This is a genomic window from Aeromicrobium sp., from assembly GCF_050700635.1.
GTDB lineage: Bacteria > Actinomycetota > Actinomycetes > Propionibacteriales > Nocardioidaceae > Aeromicrobium.
Genome location: NZ_JBOHDT010000130.1, coordinates 1 through 13,941 on the forward strand (window position 1 = coordinate 1; position 13,941 = coordinate 13,941).

A 13,941-nucleotide genomic window follows, 5' to 3' on the forward strand; every position below is an offset into this window, starting at 1 on the left:
TGATCGACGCGCAGTGCTCGTCGGCACAACAGGCCACCCATCTCGTCCACGCCATGATCGGCGCCGGTCAGATCAAGGCCGGCATCGCCTGCGGCATCGAGTCGATGTCCCGCCTCCAGCTCGGCGCGAACGTCCCGCCCGGCACCGGTTCGCCCCGGCCCGACGACTGGTCCATCGACCTGCCGAGCCAGTTCGAGGGTGCCGACCGCATCGTGCGTGACCGCGGGTTCTCCCGAGCCGAGGTGGACGCGTTCGGCCTGTGGTCCCAGGAGAAGGCCCGAACGGCGCGCGACGAGGGCCGCTTCGCCCGCGAGATCTTCGCCATCAAGGCACCGGTTCTCGACGAGGACGGCCAGCCCACCGGCGACACCCAGGTCGTCGACTCCGACCAGGGAATCCGGGACACCTCGCTGGAGCGGCTCGCTGAGCTCAAACCGGTGCTCGACGGCGGCACGCACACGGCCGGCACCTCCTCCCAGATCTCCGACGGCGCGTCGGCGCTGCTGCTCATGGACTCCGACCTGGCTGCCACCCTGGGCCTCATACCCCGGGCCCGGATCGTCGCCTCCTGTCTGGTCGGCGCGGATCCGTACTACCACCTCGACGGGCCGGTCCAGGCGACCGAGAAGCTCCTCGCGGACACCGGGATGTCCATCGCCGACATCGACCTCTGCGAGGTGAACGAGGCGTTCGCGGGCGTGGTGATGTCCTGGGCGAAGGTGCACGCCGTCCCCGAGGAGAAGATCAACGTGAACGGCGGCGCGATCGCGCTCGGGCACCCCGTCGGCTCGACCGGTACCCGACTGCTGACGACCGCCCTGCACGAGCTCGAGCGCCGGGACGCGAGCACGGCTCTTATCTCGATGTGCGCCGGTGGTGCGCAGGCATCAGGCACCATCATTGAACGCATCTGACCAGAGGACCGTCATGACCGAGAAGAGCGCCGTGCGCGACGAGGCCGACTACGTCGTCGTCGGCGCCGGCAGCGCTGGGTCCGCGGTCGCGTCGCGTCTCGCGGCGTCCGGGGCGTCGGTGATCCTGCTCGAGGCGGGCAAGAAGGACGGCTCCTTCCTCGTCACCAAGCCGGGCATGATCGGGCCGATGCACTCGGTTCCCCAGATCAAGAAGCGCGTCGACTGGGGCTACTCCACGACCCCGCAACGCCACATGAACAACAGGGTGGTGCCACAGACCCGCGGCAAGGTGGTGGGCGGCTCGAGCGCGATCAACGGGCTGCTCTGGGTGCGCGGCAATCGGGCGAACTACGACTTCTGGGCCGCCGAGGGAAACTCCGGTTGGGACGCCGACGCGGTGAACGACGCCTACCGACGCGTCGAGGACTTCGAGGACGGCGCCGACGACTACCGGGGTGCCGGCGGCCCGATCAAGGTCACCCGGCACACACAGCCGACCGAGGCATCGCTGCAGTTCCAGCAGGCAGCCGCGGACACCCTGGGCGTCAAGATCCTCAAGGACTACAACGCCGCCGAGCAGGAGGGCGTGAGCACCTTCCAGCAGAGCGCCCACCAGGGCACCCGGTACTCCGCTTCACGCGGATACCTCACCGGCGCCGGGCCAGCCCTCGACGTCCAGCCCGAGGTCCAGGCCAATCGAGTGGTGATCGAGAACGGCCGGGCGACCGGCGTCGAGGTGACCGACAAGCACGGAAGGCAACGCACGGTCCGGGCCGGTAAGGAGGTCATCCTGGCCGCCGGGGTGTTCGGTTCCCCCCAGCTGCTGATGCTCTCCGGTGTCGGACCCGCCGCCCACCTCGCCGAGCACGGCATCCCGGTCGTGGCCGACCTCCCTGTGGGCGATAACCTGCAGGACCACCTGTTCGTGCCGACCACCTATCTGATGCCGAACGCCGTGCACAGGGGCATCCCGACGTACTTCGCCCGCGGACTCGCCCGGGAGCTCACCCGCGGTGGCACGTTCCTGGAGAACTCGGTCTTCGAGACCGTGGCGTTCCTCCGCACGTCCCAGGCCACCGATGTTCCCGACCTGCAGATCCACGTGCTCCCCTGGGCATACCCATCGCCGAACCAGGACGCGCCGGTCCGGCACAAGGTGGACCGCCGGCCGGCGCTGACGGTGATGTCCACGCTGATCTATCCGCGCAGCCGCGGCACGATCCGACTTGCATCGTCGGAACCTACGGATGCCCCACTGATCAACATGAACTACCTTGCCGACCCTGCGGACGGTCAGGTGCTGCTCGAAGGTGTCGAGATCATCCGGGAGGTCATGAGGTCGGCGGCCTTCGGCGGCAACGTCACGTCCGAGCTGCACCCCGGCGCGGCCATCGACGCAGGCGCCATGAAGTCCGAGCTCCTCGACCGGGCCACCACCGTCTACCACGGCGTCGGCACCTGCCGGATGGGCGCGGACGAACGAGCCGTCGTGGGACCCGACCTGCGGGTGCACGGCGTCGACCGCCTCAGGGTCGCCGACGCGTCGATCATGCCGTCGATCATCGGCGGCAACACGAATGCCCCGTCCATCATGATCGGGGACAAGGCCGCGGAGCTGGTGCTGGGATGACTGTGAATGCCGTACGACGACCGACAAGCCTGACCGCGGAGCTCCTCGAGGGCCTGGTCCAACGCGTCCCCGGGACCACCGGCAACACCTGGAAGCTGACCGAGGTCTACACCGGAGACCTGCTGGTCGAGCTGCCGCAGTCCTCCGAGACCGACATCGGGCAAGCGTTTGCCGACGCACGCGCGGCCCAGCAGGTGTGGGCCTCCTGGCCGCTGAAGAAGCGGCTCAGGGTGCTCAAGAAGTTCCACGCGCTCGTGATCAAGAACCAGCTCCTCATCATCGACGTCATCCAGGCCGAGAGCGGCAAGAACCGGCGGATGGCTTTCGAGGAGTCGTGCGACGTGCCGATGGGCACCAGCCACTACCTCAAGCGCGCGCCGTCCCTGCTCAAAGACCGCAAGCACGCCGGCCCCGTGCCGTTCCTCTCGCACTCGACCGAGGTGCGCCGCCCGAAGGGCGTCGTCGCCATCATCGCTCCGTGGAACTTCCCGTTCGCGACCGGCATCTCCGACACCATCCCGGCGCTGATCGCCGGCAACGGTGTCGTGCTCAAGCCCGACAACAAGACCGCCCTCTCCCCCCTGCTCGGCGTGCGGCTGCTGGAGAAGGCGGGAATGCCGCCCGGCCTGGTGCAGGTCGTCTGCGGGGAGGGGCCGGACGTCGGGGAGCCGATGCTGGCGAACGCCGACTACGTCATGTTCACCGGCTCGACCGCCACCGGCCGGATCATCGGCGAGCTGGCCGGCAAGAACCTCATCGGCTGCTGCCTGGAGCTCGGCGGGAAGAACCCGATGCTAGTTCTCGAGGACGCCGACGTGGACGAGGCCGTCCACGCCGCCCTGTTCGGCGGGTTCGGGAACTCCGGCCAGATCTGCATGCACATCGAGCGGATGTACGTCCACGACTCGATCTACGACGAGTTCCGGGACAAGTTCGTCGGAGCGACGGAAGCCTTGAACATCGGCGCCAGCTATGACTTCGGGCCCGACCTCGGCTCCTTGGTCTCGGTTGACCACCGCGACCGCGTGGCCGCCCACGTCGAGGACGCCCGGGCGAAGGGCGCCACCGTGCTGACGGGCGGGCAGGCGAGGCCGGACCTCGGGCCGGCGTTCTACGAGCCGACCATCCTCGAAGGTGTCACCCAGGAGATGCTCGCCGGCTCGACCGAGACCTTCGGCCCCGTCGTGGGTCTGTACCGCTTTGGTTCCGAGGACGAGGCGATCGCGTTCGCCAACGACACCAGCTACGGCCTCAACGCCAGCGTCTGGACCACGGACCTGGAGCGCGCACAGTCGGTGGCGCGGCGGATCGACTCGGGCAACGTGAACATCAACGACATCCTCGCCACGGCGTTCGCCTCGAAGGGCACCCCCTCGGGCGGGCTGAAGCAGTCGGGCGTCGGCGCTCGCCACGGCGACCAGGGGTTGTTGAAGTACACCGACGCACAGAACATCGCGGTGCTGAAGAAGCAGGTCATGGAGCCGCAGGGCACCCAGACGTACGACGCATACGCAAGGCAGACCCGACTCTCCCTGAAGCTGATGCGGAAGCTCCGGCTCCGCTAGGCGTGATGTCCAAGGTTTCGACGTCTGTTGCTCTGGACTTCAAGCCTTGTACGCATTCTCGACTTCATCCTTGGCGAGCATCGGAGCGTGTGGACAGCCGAGCAGGCCCGGCAGTACGTCGCCAAGGTCGCCTGTGTGCCGGCCGACGACCTGCAACGGCTCTTCCTCCCGGGCAAGCCAGCGTCCACCTACTGCTTCCTGCAGGACCACACGGACACGACCCATGTGGCTCACTTTCGAAGCGGCCGCGCTGAACCACTCGTCGTCATGACCTAGAGGTCAGCGCGTCGCCAGCAGCTGTTCTGCCCGGGCCTTCAGCGCCGTGGCCACTGAGTCGAAGCCGGCCTTGATCCAGTCGCCGTTCATCTCCATGACCAGGTCGGCGAGCTCGCCACTGAGGGTGTCTGTCGTGCGGTAGCTGCAGCGGTCGGATCCGAGCTTGGTGACGTACTGGTCGCGAACCCCGAGCAGGCCCGGGTACTCCTCGCCAGTGTCGTAACGCAGGTGGTGCGGCGGGTCGACGACCCGGATGTACTCACGGTTGAGCATCGTGCCGTCCGACCCGTCGGGGTTCGGGAGGGTGAGGTCGATCCGGTCGCCGATCTCCAGGTTCGTCTCGACGGCGATCGTGTACGGGTTCCACTGCGGATACCTCGGGTAGTCGACCAGCACGTCCCAGACGAAGGCGGCCGACGCCGCGATCTCCACCGTCACCGAACTCACGATGTGGGTAGTGCTGGGGTGCGTCATGCCGGCATGTACTCCCCACCGTTGACGTCGATCGTCGCGCCAGTCACCTCGGAGGCGAGGCTGGACAACAGGTACAAGATGGCTCCGGCACAGGCCTCGTCCGGTGGGATCCGGTTCAGGGGGTTGCGTGACGCGATGTCGTCGTACACGTCCTGCTCGGACACTCCACGCTCGTCGGCGGTCATCTTCAGGAAGAACTGAACGCCCGGGCCGTCCAGCCAGCCCAGAATCGCCTGGTTGACCCGGATCCCCTTTTCGCCGAGCTCCAACGCCAGATACTGGGTCGCGGTACCCATGGCGGCTTTCGCCACCGCGTAGCCGGCCTCACCGCGTTGAGGCTTGCGGGTGGACATGGTGCCGACGTTGACGATGGAGCCACCGCCCGTCATGTGGGGCACCACGGCGCGAGTCATCTCCAGCGCCCCGAACAGGATGATGTCCATCGACCGGCGCAGCTGCTTGTCCGGGGTGTCGAGGAGATCGGTGAAACCCGGGTGCGAGTACGCCGAGTTGACCAGGCCGGTGATCGTGCCGAACCGCTCCACCGCCGTCGCCGCGACGCGTTCGACGTCCTCCGGTTTCCTGACGTCGCACGGCACCGCGATCGCCTCGCCACCGGCCGCCGCGATCTCCTTGGCCACCTGGTTCGTGACCTCGCTCGACCGGGCCGCCATCACGACCTTCGCGCCCTCGGCCGCCGCACGGGCGGCCAGCTTCGCGCCGAGCCCCGCCCCGACGCCAGACACGACGACCACTTCACCGTCGAGGATCATGGCAACTCCTTCTCATAGAACGCGAAGTCCTGCTCCAGCTCCGCCTCGGACAACCCGAAGTCCTCTGCGGTGTACGTGTGCGAGCCGTGCTTCTCAGCCCGGTTTCGGGACATGTACGCCTCGAACGCGTCCCGGTCGGCCGGCAGACCCAGCTCGGACGTGACCCGCGCCGCCTCGGCCACCGGATCAGCCAGCATGTCCTGGAACCGCACGTCCACGAACCGGTCCGGCCGCCGGGCCCGCACGTCGGCGAACTCGCGCAGCGTCGTCACGAACCGGTCGCGCCAGTAGCGCCCGATGGCGACCGGGTCGATGTCGTCGCTGTACTGCCCGCTGATCGCGCTGACCATCGAGGCGTATGACGGCACGGCCTGCGCGGGAGACCTGTGCGTCATGACGATCTTGCAGCCGGGGAAGGTGTCAAGCACCGTGTCGACGGCCGTGAGGTGGTGCGGCGACTTCAGCACCCACGGCCGGCCCTTCCGCGACGGGTCCTGCCACTGCAGCACCTGCAACCACTCCCGCAGCTCGCGGTAGGCGGGGGCCTCGTCGAAGGCTCGGAGCCAGGTGCCGTACGTCGGGACCCAGTAGAACGAGTCGAAGCTCATCGAGGTGAACGTGCGGTCGAGTAGAATGACGTCCTCCTCCGGCCCGTCCCACTCGATCGTGTGGATGTCGCCGAAGTCCGGAGACATCTCCAGGAACATCGCGAACCGGTCCTTCGCGCGTTGCTTGCGCTGCTCGGCGTCCGGCCCCTCGCCGGGGAACGGCAGCGGGTACGAGGTCTCCCACGACAGCGTCGTCGTGACGTGTTGCGATGAGGCCAGGAGCCGGTGAAGCAGCGTGGATCCGGTGCGTGGCAGCCCGCAGATCTCGGCGGCGACGGTCACCTCCTCCTCGGTGATCGCCGGGTTCTCCGACTGCAGCTGGCGCAGCCGCAACCGGTCGGCGAGCAACGCGGTGAGCCGCTGCTGGGTCAGGGCCAGCCCCAGCTCGGACAGCCGGGCCTCGTCGGCGAGCGCGGCCGTGAGGACTTGCAACGGCTCGACGAACCACTCGTCGCCGAAGTTGCTTAGCCCGGTCTTGTCGCGGGCGGCGGCGAGTAGCCCGTCGAGGTGCAGGGCGCGCGCGGTGATGGTCATGGCGCGTCCAGGTCGATCACGCGGCAGTCCGGTATCGGGTGTTTCTCGGCGCCGAGCCAGCGCAGCAGGGCGGTGCCGCTGCGGTGGCCACAGGTGTCGATCCAGTTGCCCCAGCCGGGATCCCGCTCGGCGGCGACGATCGTGAGGCGGCCGTCGTCGAGGTTTGCGGTGTGCTTGTTGACGGTGATCCGACGCTCGCGGTCGAGCGACTCCATCCACCAGTTGTCGAGCTGGAAGTTCCAGTACGGACAGTCGGGAAGGTCCGTCTCGATCACCCACGCCTGCCCGGGTTCGAGCGTCCAGTACCCGTGCAGGTAGAAGATCTCCGGGTCGCCGCCGGCGCGCTGGAACATGTCCTGCCCAAAATCGGCCAGCTCGTTGGGGCGGCTCATGAACATCTCGGTCCAGTCCGCGAAGGTCGCCGCCGTGCCGTGCACCGCAAGCGCCGCCCGCTGCAGCGCCTTGTCCAGGAACTCCGGGTCCAGCTCCCGTCGCTCGACGGGGTCGCCGACCCGCTCGATGTACCAGGTCCCGGGGGTCTCGGTCGTGCGGTCGAGGTAGGTCTGGCGCACCACGAGGCCGGTGGAGTCCGGCGCGAGTGGCAGCCAGTTCTTCTCGTGCTCGGTGGCGCTGGCGATGATCTCGACAGTGCCGTTGGCGTCCACGACGAGGTCGCGGCCTGCGAGCTCGCCGGTGGAGGCCATGGTGCCGTCCTTGGCGTAGCGGTTGGCCTTGGACCCGATGCTGAAGTAGGCGATGGTGCCGCGCGTGCCGGTGATCCGGTAGGTGCGGTCGCCCCGGATGTTCGCCGACAGGTACACGTTGTCGGGATTGTCGGCCCCGAGCTTGACGCGGTCCAACTCGTGCAGGCGGGGGAAGTCGGGATCGGCGTTCTCGACGGTCGAGTACAGCATCTCCCTGGCCAGGCGGGTCAGGTATCGGTAGCCCTCGGCGCGGTCGAGCGGTGTGTTCGGCGCGCTGTCGCGCAGCACGACCTCGCCGGCCTTCTCCAGCGCGCGGCAGAACTCCGTCCACGCCTGCCCGGAGATCACCGACCCCTCACTCATGGCATCGCCCGTCACCCATCACGCCTCCGCAAATCTAGAACACGTTCTACCAGAGGCGGGTGTCGAGGACAACGTTTGGATCAGGCGGAGGCACGACCATGTTCGGTCGAGAACCGCCGTCGGTGTCGGCCGCTCAGGCTGTCGCGGGTGGTGCCGGTGCGGCTCCACCGTGCAACGCGCGCGCTCGGATCACGGCGACAGCTGCGATGCCGAGCCCAATGACGGTCGTGAAGATCATCCAGAACACGACGGTCGCCAACGCGAGACCACCGATGACGGCCAGCGTGGCGCCCAGCCACGGCGACCGGTCCATAACGACGAAACCGACCGCGCCGAGCAGGACGAGGGCGAAGAATACCAACCCAATGAGCTTGTCGTTCCGGGCGTCGGACCAGAAGTCCGACCCGTTGGCCAGGCTCACCAGCATCGACACCACACCGGCGGTGCCGATCAGTCCGAGGACGAAGGTGCTGATCAGGCTGAGCGTGCCGAGGTTGCCACCGGGCTTCTTGAGACGTTCGATCATCACGACTCCTTGCGACACATGCACGGCAGCAATTGCCGAGATGTCGCCTGCGCACATCATCCCGCCACTCGCGTGCAAAGTCCATGCACCACCGGCAACTCGGTAGAGTCGGCGCCTCATGACTCAGGACCTCTCGACAGAGTTCTCAGACGCAACCGGCGCGGCCCTCGTGGTCGGCGGCAGTGGTGGCCTCGGTGCGGCGATTGCGCGCATGCTGGCGTCCCGCGGCTGTGACGTCGCGGTGACCTACCGGAGCAACGAGAAAGCGGGGCATGCCGTCGCCGACGCGGCTGCCGAGTGGGGTGTGCGGTCCTCCGTGCACCCGCTCGACGTGACCTCGTCCGACGACTGCGCGTCGGTACTGGCGGCCGTCGCGGATGCTTACGGCGGGCTGCACACCCTGGCGTACGCGGCCGGGCCGCACGTCCCGATGGTGCATCTCTCGAACGTCTCACCCGCGAAGTTCGCCGAGCAGCTCTCCCAGGACGCAGTGGGCTTCTTCAACATCGCGCAGCCGGCTCTGCCGTTGCTTCGGAGTGTCCAGGGCTCGATCGTCGCCGTGACCACGGCCGCAACCTCGCGGTACCCGGTGCGGGACGGACTCTCCGCAGGGCCGAAGGGCGCCGTGGAGGCACTCGTGCGCGCACTCGCGGCCGAGGAAGGGCGCTTCGGGGTGCGGGTCAACGCCGTGGGGCCGGGGATGCTCACCGACGGGATGGCTGCGCGACTGATCGAATCAGGCGAGCTCGACGAGGACGCGCTCTCAATTACCCGCTCGAACATCCCATTGCGCCGGTTTGGCGTTGCTGTGGACATCGCCGAAGCGGTCTGCTTCCTGGCCTCGGACAGGGCCGGATTCGTCACCGGCCAGAAGCTCGACGTCGACGGTGGCTACACCGTCTGACTTCCGTAGACCGGCTCCGGGGCAGCGCCCTCCGCGATCAGGTCGCGCAGGGCGGATCCGACCTCGTCGGCCTCCCAGCGTCGGCCGGCATCGCGCGTCGGGCCGTGCGTCCAGCCCTGTTCCAGGCAGATCTGACCGCCCTCGATCTCGATCACCCGGCCGGTGACGTCACTGGACTCGACCGAGGCCAGCCAGGCAACTACGGGCGAATTGTCCGCGGGGTCCGGCATCGCGGAGGTGTCGAACGCGCCCTCGGTCATCCGGGTCTTGGCGACTGGGGCGATGGCGTTGACGGTGGCGCCGTATCGGCCGAGCTCCGCGGCGGCGACGAGGGTCATGCCGGCGATGCCCGCCTTCGCGGCGGAATACGTCGTCTGTCCGATCGAGCCCTGGAGGCCCGCCCCGGAGGACGTGTTGATCACGCGGGCACCGCGTGGGCGGCCTTCCTTCGACTCGTTCCGCCAGTAGGCGCCGGCGTGCCGTAGCGGCGCGAAGTGTCCCTTGAGGTGCACCCGGATCACCGCGTCCCACTCGTCTACGGCGGTGTTCACCAGCATCCGGTCGCGGACGAAGCCGGCGTTGTTGACCAAGATGTCGAGGCCACCGAAGGAGGCGATCGCCTGTTGGACCATCGCCTCCGCCTGGGCGAAGTCGGCGACGTCGGCGCCGTTGGCCACCGCCTCTCCGCCGAGCGCCTCGATCTCGGACACGACCGAGTTGGCCGGCGACTCGGCGTCCGACTCGCCGGCCAGGGAGACGCCGAAGTCGTTGACCACGACCTTCGCGCCCTGTCGGGCCAGCTCGAGCGCGTGCGCTCGCCCGATGCCGCGGCCCGCCCCGGTCACGATCGCGATCCGGCCCTCGAGAATGCTCACTGCTGCTCCTTCTTGACGACGTGCAGGAAGACGGGAGGCTCGCCGCCGCCGTGGCAGGCGAGGGTGGCCCCGGAGACGTACGACGCGAGGTCCGAGGCCAGGAAGGCGACCGCGCGGCCGATCTCCTCCGGCTCGGCCATGCGCCCGAGCGGGATCGTGGCCTCGATCGCGGCCACGGTGGCGTCGTCGCCGTAGTGGTCGGCGGTCTGCTCGGTGCGGCACAGGCCGATGTCGACGCTGTTGACCCGCACCCGGGGTGCCCACTCGACGGCCAGCGTCCGGGTCAGGGAGTCGACGCCGGCCTTCGCGGCACCGTACGACGCGGTGCCCGGCGACGGTCGCGCCGCGGACACCGACGAGATGTTCACGACGGCACCGCCGTCGGGCTGGCCCTGCATGACGGCGTTGGCTGCCTTCGAGACGGCCAGCACCGCGGAAAGGTTGAGGCCCAGGATCTTGTCGTCGAGCCGCGGGCTCGAGTCTGCGGCGAGTGCGTACGGCGCCCCGCCCGCGTTGTTCACCACCACGTCGAGACGGCCGTGAGTGGCGACGATCCCCGCGACGAGCGCCTCAACGGCGTAGGCGTCCCGCACGTCGCAGACGCGCGGTTCCGTGCCCGCCACCGGTTCTGACGCCTCGGAACGGCCGCAGGTGACGACCGTGGCCCCCGCCTCGACCAGCACGGATGCGATCCCGCGCCCGATCCCACGGGAGCCGCCGGTCACCAGGGCGACGCGTCCGGACAGGTCCACGGCCAGAGTCATGCTGATATGCTACCAAGCAAACGTTAGGTAGGTAGCCATGAGCGTCACTTCCGAGCTCCGCGACGACGGCATCCGCGTCGTCACGATGGATCACCCGCCGGTCAACGCGCTCACTGTCCAGGGGTGGTTCGACCTGGCCGACACCCTGGATGCGGCCGGCGCCGACGCGGCCACGAAGGTGGTCGTGCTCCGGGCCGAGGGCAAGGGGTTCAACGCGGGCGTGGACATCAAGGAGATGCAGAACACCACGGGTTTCGACGCCCTCATCGGTGCGAACAAGGGCTGCTACGCCGCGTTCAAAGCCGTCTACGAGTGCGCCGTCCCAGTGATCGCCGCCGTGCATGGCTTCTGCCTCGGCGGCGGCGTCGGCCTTGCCGGCAATTCGGACATCGTGGTCGCCAGCGACGACGCCTATTTCGGCGTCCCCGAGGTCAACCAGGGCGCGCTCGGCGCGGCCACGCACCTGGCGCGGCTGGTGCCCCAGCACCTGATGCGCACCCTCTTCTTCACCGCCCGGACGATCCCGGCCGCCGACCTGGTCCAGCACGGCTCGGTGTTCGACGTCGTCCCGCGCGACCAGCTCGACGAGCTCGCACTGGGTCTGGCTGCCGAGATCGCGGAGAAGGACGGAAGGGTCACCCGCGCGGCCAAGGAGGCGCTCAACGGCATCGACCCGATCGACGTCAACCGGAGCTACCGCTTCGAGCAGGGCTTCACCATGGAGCTCAACCTGATGGGCGTGAGCGACGAGCTCCGAGATGACTTCGCTGGTACCGACAAGGCCCAGACCAAACAGGCCCGGAGCGGCCGATGAGGGCGCCGTCCAAAGAACTGACGATCGACGAGGTGGTCGCTCGTATCGAGAGCGGGATGACCGTCGGCATCGGCGGGTGGGGGTCGCGACGCAAGCCGATGGCTCTGGTCCGGGCGATCCTGCGCAGCGACCTCACCGATCTGCACGTGGTCTCGTACGCCGGCCCGGACGTCGGGCTGCTGCTCGCGGCCAGCACGGCCAGCCGGGTGACGTTTGCGTTCGCCACGCTCGACTCCATCCCGCTCGAGCCGCAATTCGGCCGGGCCCGCCAGGAGGGCACTGCGCAGTTCCGCGAGTGGGACGAGGGCATGTTCCAGACCGGCCTGCGGGCCGCAGCCCAGCGAGTCCCGTTCCTGCCGACGCGCGCCGGGCTCGGGTCCGCCGTCCTCGAGAACGACCCGGACCTGCGCAGCGTCCGGTCGCCGTACGACGACGGCGAGGAGCTGGTCGCCGTCCCAGCCCTCACGCTCGACGTGGCGCTCGTGCACATGAACCGCGCGGACACCCAGGGCAATGCCCAGTACCTCGGCCCCGACCCCTACTTCGACGACCTGTTCTGCATGGCGGCGCGCGAGGCCTACGTCTCAACCGAGCAGATCATCGACACCGCAGGCCTCACCGTCGACGCACCGCTGCAGAGCTTGCTGATCAACCGCACGATGGTCGCGGGCGTGGTCGAGACCCCGAACGGCGCTCACTTCACCACCTGCACCCCGACGTACGAACGGGACGAGGCGTTCCAAAAGGCCTACGCCACCGCCGCGAAGTCACCCGAGGACTGGGCCGCATTCGCCGAGCGGTTCCTCTCCGGCGACGAGGACGCCTACCAGGCCGCGGTGGCCGCGTTCCACAAGGAGGGCTCCGATGACTGACGTGACCCGGGCCGAGTACTGCGCCGTCGCGATCGCGGACTGCTTCGCCGACGACGGCGAGATCATGGGCAGCCCGATGGGCCTGCTCCCGACGCTGGGCGCGCGGCTGGCCAAGAGCACGTCGAACCCCCAGCTGATGCTGACCGACGGCGAGGCCAGGATCCTCAAGGGCACCCCTCCCCTCGGCCAGACCGCCGACGTCACTGAGGGCTGGATGCCGTTCCGGCTCGTGCTGGAATCCGTGATCACGTACGGCAAGCGGCACGTGATGATGGGCGCCACCCAGATCGACCGGCACGGCAACCAGAACATCTCCGCCATCGGTCCGTGGGACCGGCCGAAGCGTCAGCTGCTCGGCGTGCGCGGCGCCCCGGGCAACACCGTCAACAACAGGACGTCCTACTGGGTGCCGAAGCACTCCGAGCGAGTGGTGGTGGAGCAGGTCGACGTCGTCTCCGGCGTCGGCCACGCGAGGGCGGAGGCCGCCGGCCCGGCGGCGACGCGGTTCCACGACGTGCACCGGCTGGTCACGGACCTCGGCGTCTTCGACTTCGGCGGGCCCGACCACTCCCTGCGCTTCGTCTCGGTCCACCCTGGTGTGTTAGTCGAGGACGTCCGCGCGGCCAGCGGCTGCGAGATCCACGCGGACGGCGACGTCCCCGAGACCCGCGAGCCGACGGCCGGAGAGCTGGTCCTGATCAGGGAGCTGCTCGACCCGTCGAACCTGCGCGAGCGGGAGGTACCGGCCCGATGATCGACCAGCTGCTGCCGACGCCGCTCACCGAGCTGACCGGGGTCCGTCACCCGATTGTGCAGACCGGCATGGGCTGGGTCTCCGGACCCAGCCTGGTCAGTGGCACCGCCAACGCCGGCGGTCTGGGCATCCTCGCGTCGGCCACGATGACCCTGCCCGAGATGGAGCGGGCCATCGTCGACGTCAAGGAGCGAACCGATGCTCCTTTTGGGGTGAACCTGCGCGCCGATGCCGCCGATGCCCCGGCCCGGTGCGACCTTGTCATCGAGCACGGCGTGAAGGTGGCCTCGTTCGCGCTCGCGCCCAAGCCGGAGCTGATCGCGCGCCTCAAGGAGCACGACATCGTCGTCATCCCCAGCGTCGGCCTGGCCAAGCATGCGGTGAAGGTCGCGTCGTGGGGCGCCGACGCGGTGATGATCCAAGGTGGCGAGGGTGGCGGCCACACCGGCTCCGTCCCGACCACACTGCTGCTCCCGACGGTCCTCGACGCCGTGGACATCCCGGTCATCGCCGCGGGTGGCTTCTTCGACGGACGCGGGCTGGCTGCCGCCCTGGCCTACGGCGCAGCCGGCGTCGGCATGGGCACGCGGT

The 13,941-nt window shown here is 68.8% G+C and carries 16 protein-coding genes; 9 read left to right on the forward strand and 7 right to left on the reverse strand.

The window, feature by feature from the left end; genetic code table 11:
* From ACRDPN_RS10315 to ACRDPN_RS10330, 4 genes are all read left to right on the forward strand, one after another.
* Positions 1–914, forward strand: a 914-nt coding sequence (locus tag ACRDPN_RS10315) for an acetyl-CoA C-acyltransferase (RefSeq protein WP_431447363.1), incomplete at its 5' end; no start/stop codon positions are given.
* A gap of 13 nt (positions 915–927) precedes the next feature.
* Positions 928–2,544 (forward strand): GMC family oxidoreductase, encoded by a 1,617-nt coding sequence (locus tag ACRDPN_RS10320; RefSeq protein WP_431447364.1) that lies wholly within the window; start codon positions 928–930, stop codon positions 2,542–2,544.
* Positions 2,541–4,109, forward strand: a complete 1,569-nt coding sequence (locus ACRDPN_RS10325) for a succinic semialdehyde dehydrogenase (protein WP_431447365.1) — start codon at positions 2,541–2,543, stop codon at positions 4,107–4,109. The genes ACRDPN_RS10320 and ACRDPN_RS10325 overlap by 4 nt, the downstream gene beginning before the upstream one ends.
* Positions 4,110–4,196: 87 nt before the next feature.
* Positions 4,197–4,385, forward strand: coding sequence for a hypothetical protein (locus ACRDPN_RS10330; protein ID WP_431447366.1), 189 nt, complete (start codon positions 4,197–4,199; stop codon positions 4,383–4,385).
* 3 nt (positions 4,386–4,388) lie between these two features.
* Here ACRDPN_RS10330 and ACRDPN_RS10335 read toward each other — a convergent pair whose 3' ends face one another.
* The 5 genes from ACRDPN_RS10335 to ACRDPN_RS10355 all read right to left on the reverse strand — a co-directional run bounded on the left by ACRDPN_RS10335 (position 4,389) and on the right by ACRDPN_RS10355 (position 8,367).
* Complete coding sequence (locus tag ACRDPN_RS10335) at positions 4,389–4,823, reverse strand: SRPBCC domain-containing protein (protein WP_431447367.1); 435 nt, start codon at positions 4,821–4,823, stop codon at positions 4,389–4,391.
* A gap of 32 nt (positions 4,824–4,855) precedes the next feature.
* Complete coding sequence (locus ACRDPN_RS10340; RefSeq protein ID WP_431447368.1) at positions 4,856–5,632, reverse strand: SDR family oxidoreductase; 777 nt, start codon at positions 5,630–5,632, stop codon at positions 4,856–4,858.
* A complete protein-coding gene (locus ACRDPN_RS10345) occupies positions 5,629–6,774 on the reverse strand; it encodes a sulfotransferase family protein (protein WP_431447369.1) in 1,146 nt (381 codons plus the stop codon). The genes ACRDPN_RS10340 and ACRDPN_RS10345 overlap by 4 nt, the downstream gene beginning before the upstream one ends.
* A complete protein-coding gene (locus ACRDPN_RS10350) occupies positions 6,771–7,841 on the reverse strand; it encodes a DUF1214 domain-containing protein (RefSeq protein WP_431447370.1) in 1,071 nt (356 codons plus the stop codon). The genes ACRDPN_RS10345 and ACRDPN_RS10350 overlap by 4 nt, the downstream gene beginning before the upstream one ends.
* A gap of 133 nt (positions 7,842–7,974) precedes the next feature.
* The gene (locus ACRDPN_RS10355) at positions 7,975–8,367 is read right to left on the reverse strand and encodes a hypothetical protein (protein WP_431447371.1); all 393 of its coding nucleotides are present in this window, start codon (positions 8,365–8,367) and stop codon (positions 7,975–7,977) included.
* Positions 8,368–8,485: 118 nt separating this feature from the next.
* Here ACRDPN_RS10355 and ACRDPN_RS10360 point away from each other — a divergent pair, with 118 nt between their 5' ends.
* Positions 8,486–9,271, forward strand: coding sequence for an SDR family oxidoreductase (locus ACRDPN_RS10360; RefSeq protein ID WP_431447372.1), 786 nt, complete (start codon positions 8,486–8,488; stop codon positions 9,269–9,271).
* On the opposite strand, the gene ACRDPN_RS10365 is transcribed toward ACRDPN_RS10360, so the two are convergent.
* Both ACRDPN_RS10365 and ACRDPN_RS10370 read right to left on the reverse strand, forming a co-directional pair.
* Positions 9,259–10,146, reverse strand: a complete 888-nt coding sequence (locus ACRDPN_RS10365) for an SDR family oxidoreductase (RefSeq protein WP_431447373.1) — start codon at positions 10,144–10,146, stop codon at positions 9,259–9,261. The two genes, ACRDPN_RS10360 and ACRDPN_RS10365, sit on opposite strands and share 13 nt — an antisense overlap.
* Entirely contained in the window at positions 10,143–10,910 is a 768-nt protein-coding gene (locus ACRDPN_RS10370) for an SDR family oxidoreductase (RefSeq protein WP_431447374.1), read from the reverse strand. The genes ACRDPN_RS10365 and ACRDPN_RS10370 overlap by 4 nt, the downstream gene beginning before the upstream one ends.
* Before the next feature lie 37 nt (positions 10,911–10,947).
* Between ACRDPN_RS10370 and ACRDPN_RS10375 the strand changes: the two genes are divergently transcribed.
* The 4 genes from ACRDPN_RS10375 to ACRDPN_RS10390 form a co-directional block, all read left to right on the forward strand.
* Entirely contained in the window at positions 10,948–11,724 is a 777-nt protein-coding gene (locus ACRDPN_RS10375; protein WP_431447375.1) for an enoyl-CoA hydratase family protein, read from the forward strand.
* Positions 11,721–12,596 (forward strand): CoA transferase subunit A, encoded by an 876-nt coding sequence (locus ACRDPN_RS10380; protein WP_431447376.1) that lies wholly within the window; start codon positions 11,721–11,723, stop codon positions 12,594–12,596. Before ACRDPN_RS10375 ends, ACRDPN_RS10380 begins: the two co-directional genes overlap by 4 nt.
* Positions 12,589–13,350, forward strand: a complete 762-nt coding sequence (locus ACRDPN_RS10385; protein ID WP_431447377.1) for a CoA-transferase subunit beta — start codon at positions 12,589–12,591, stop codon at positions 13,348–13,350. The genes ACRDPN_RS10380 and ACRDPN_RS10385 overlap by 8 nt, the downstream gene beginning before the upstream one ends.
* A partial coding sequence (locus ACRDPN_RS10390) for an NAD(P)H-dependent flavin oxidoreductase (protein ID WP_431447378.1) occupies positions 13,347–13,941 on the forward strand: 595 nt, incomplete at its 3' end. The genes ACRDPN_RS10385 and ACRDPN_RS10390, both read left to right, overlap by 4 nt.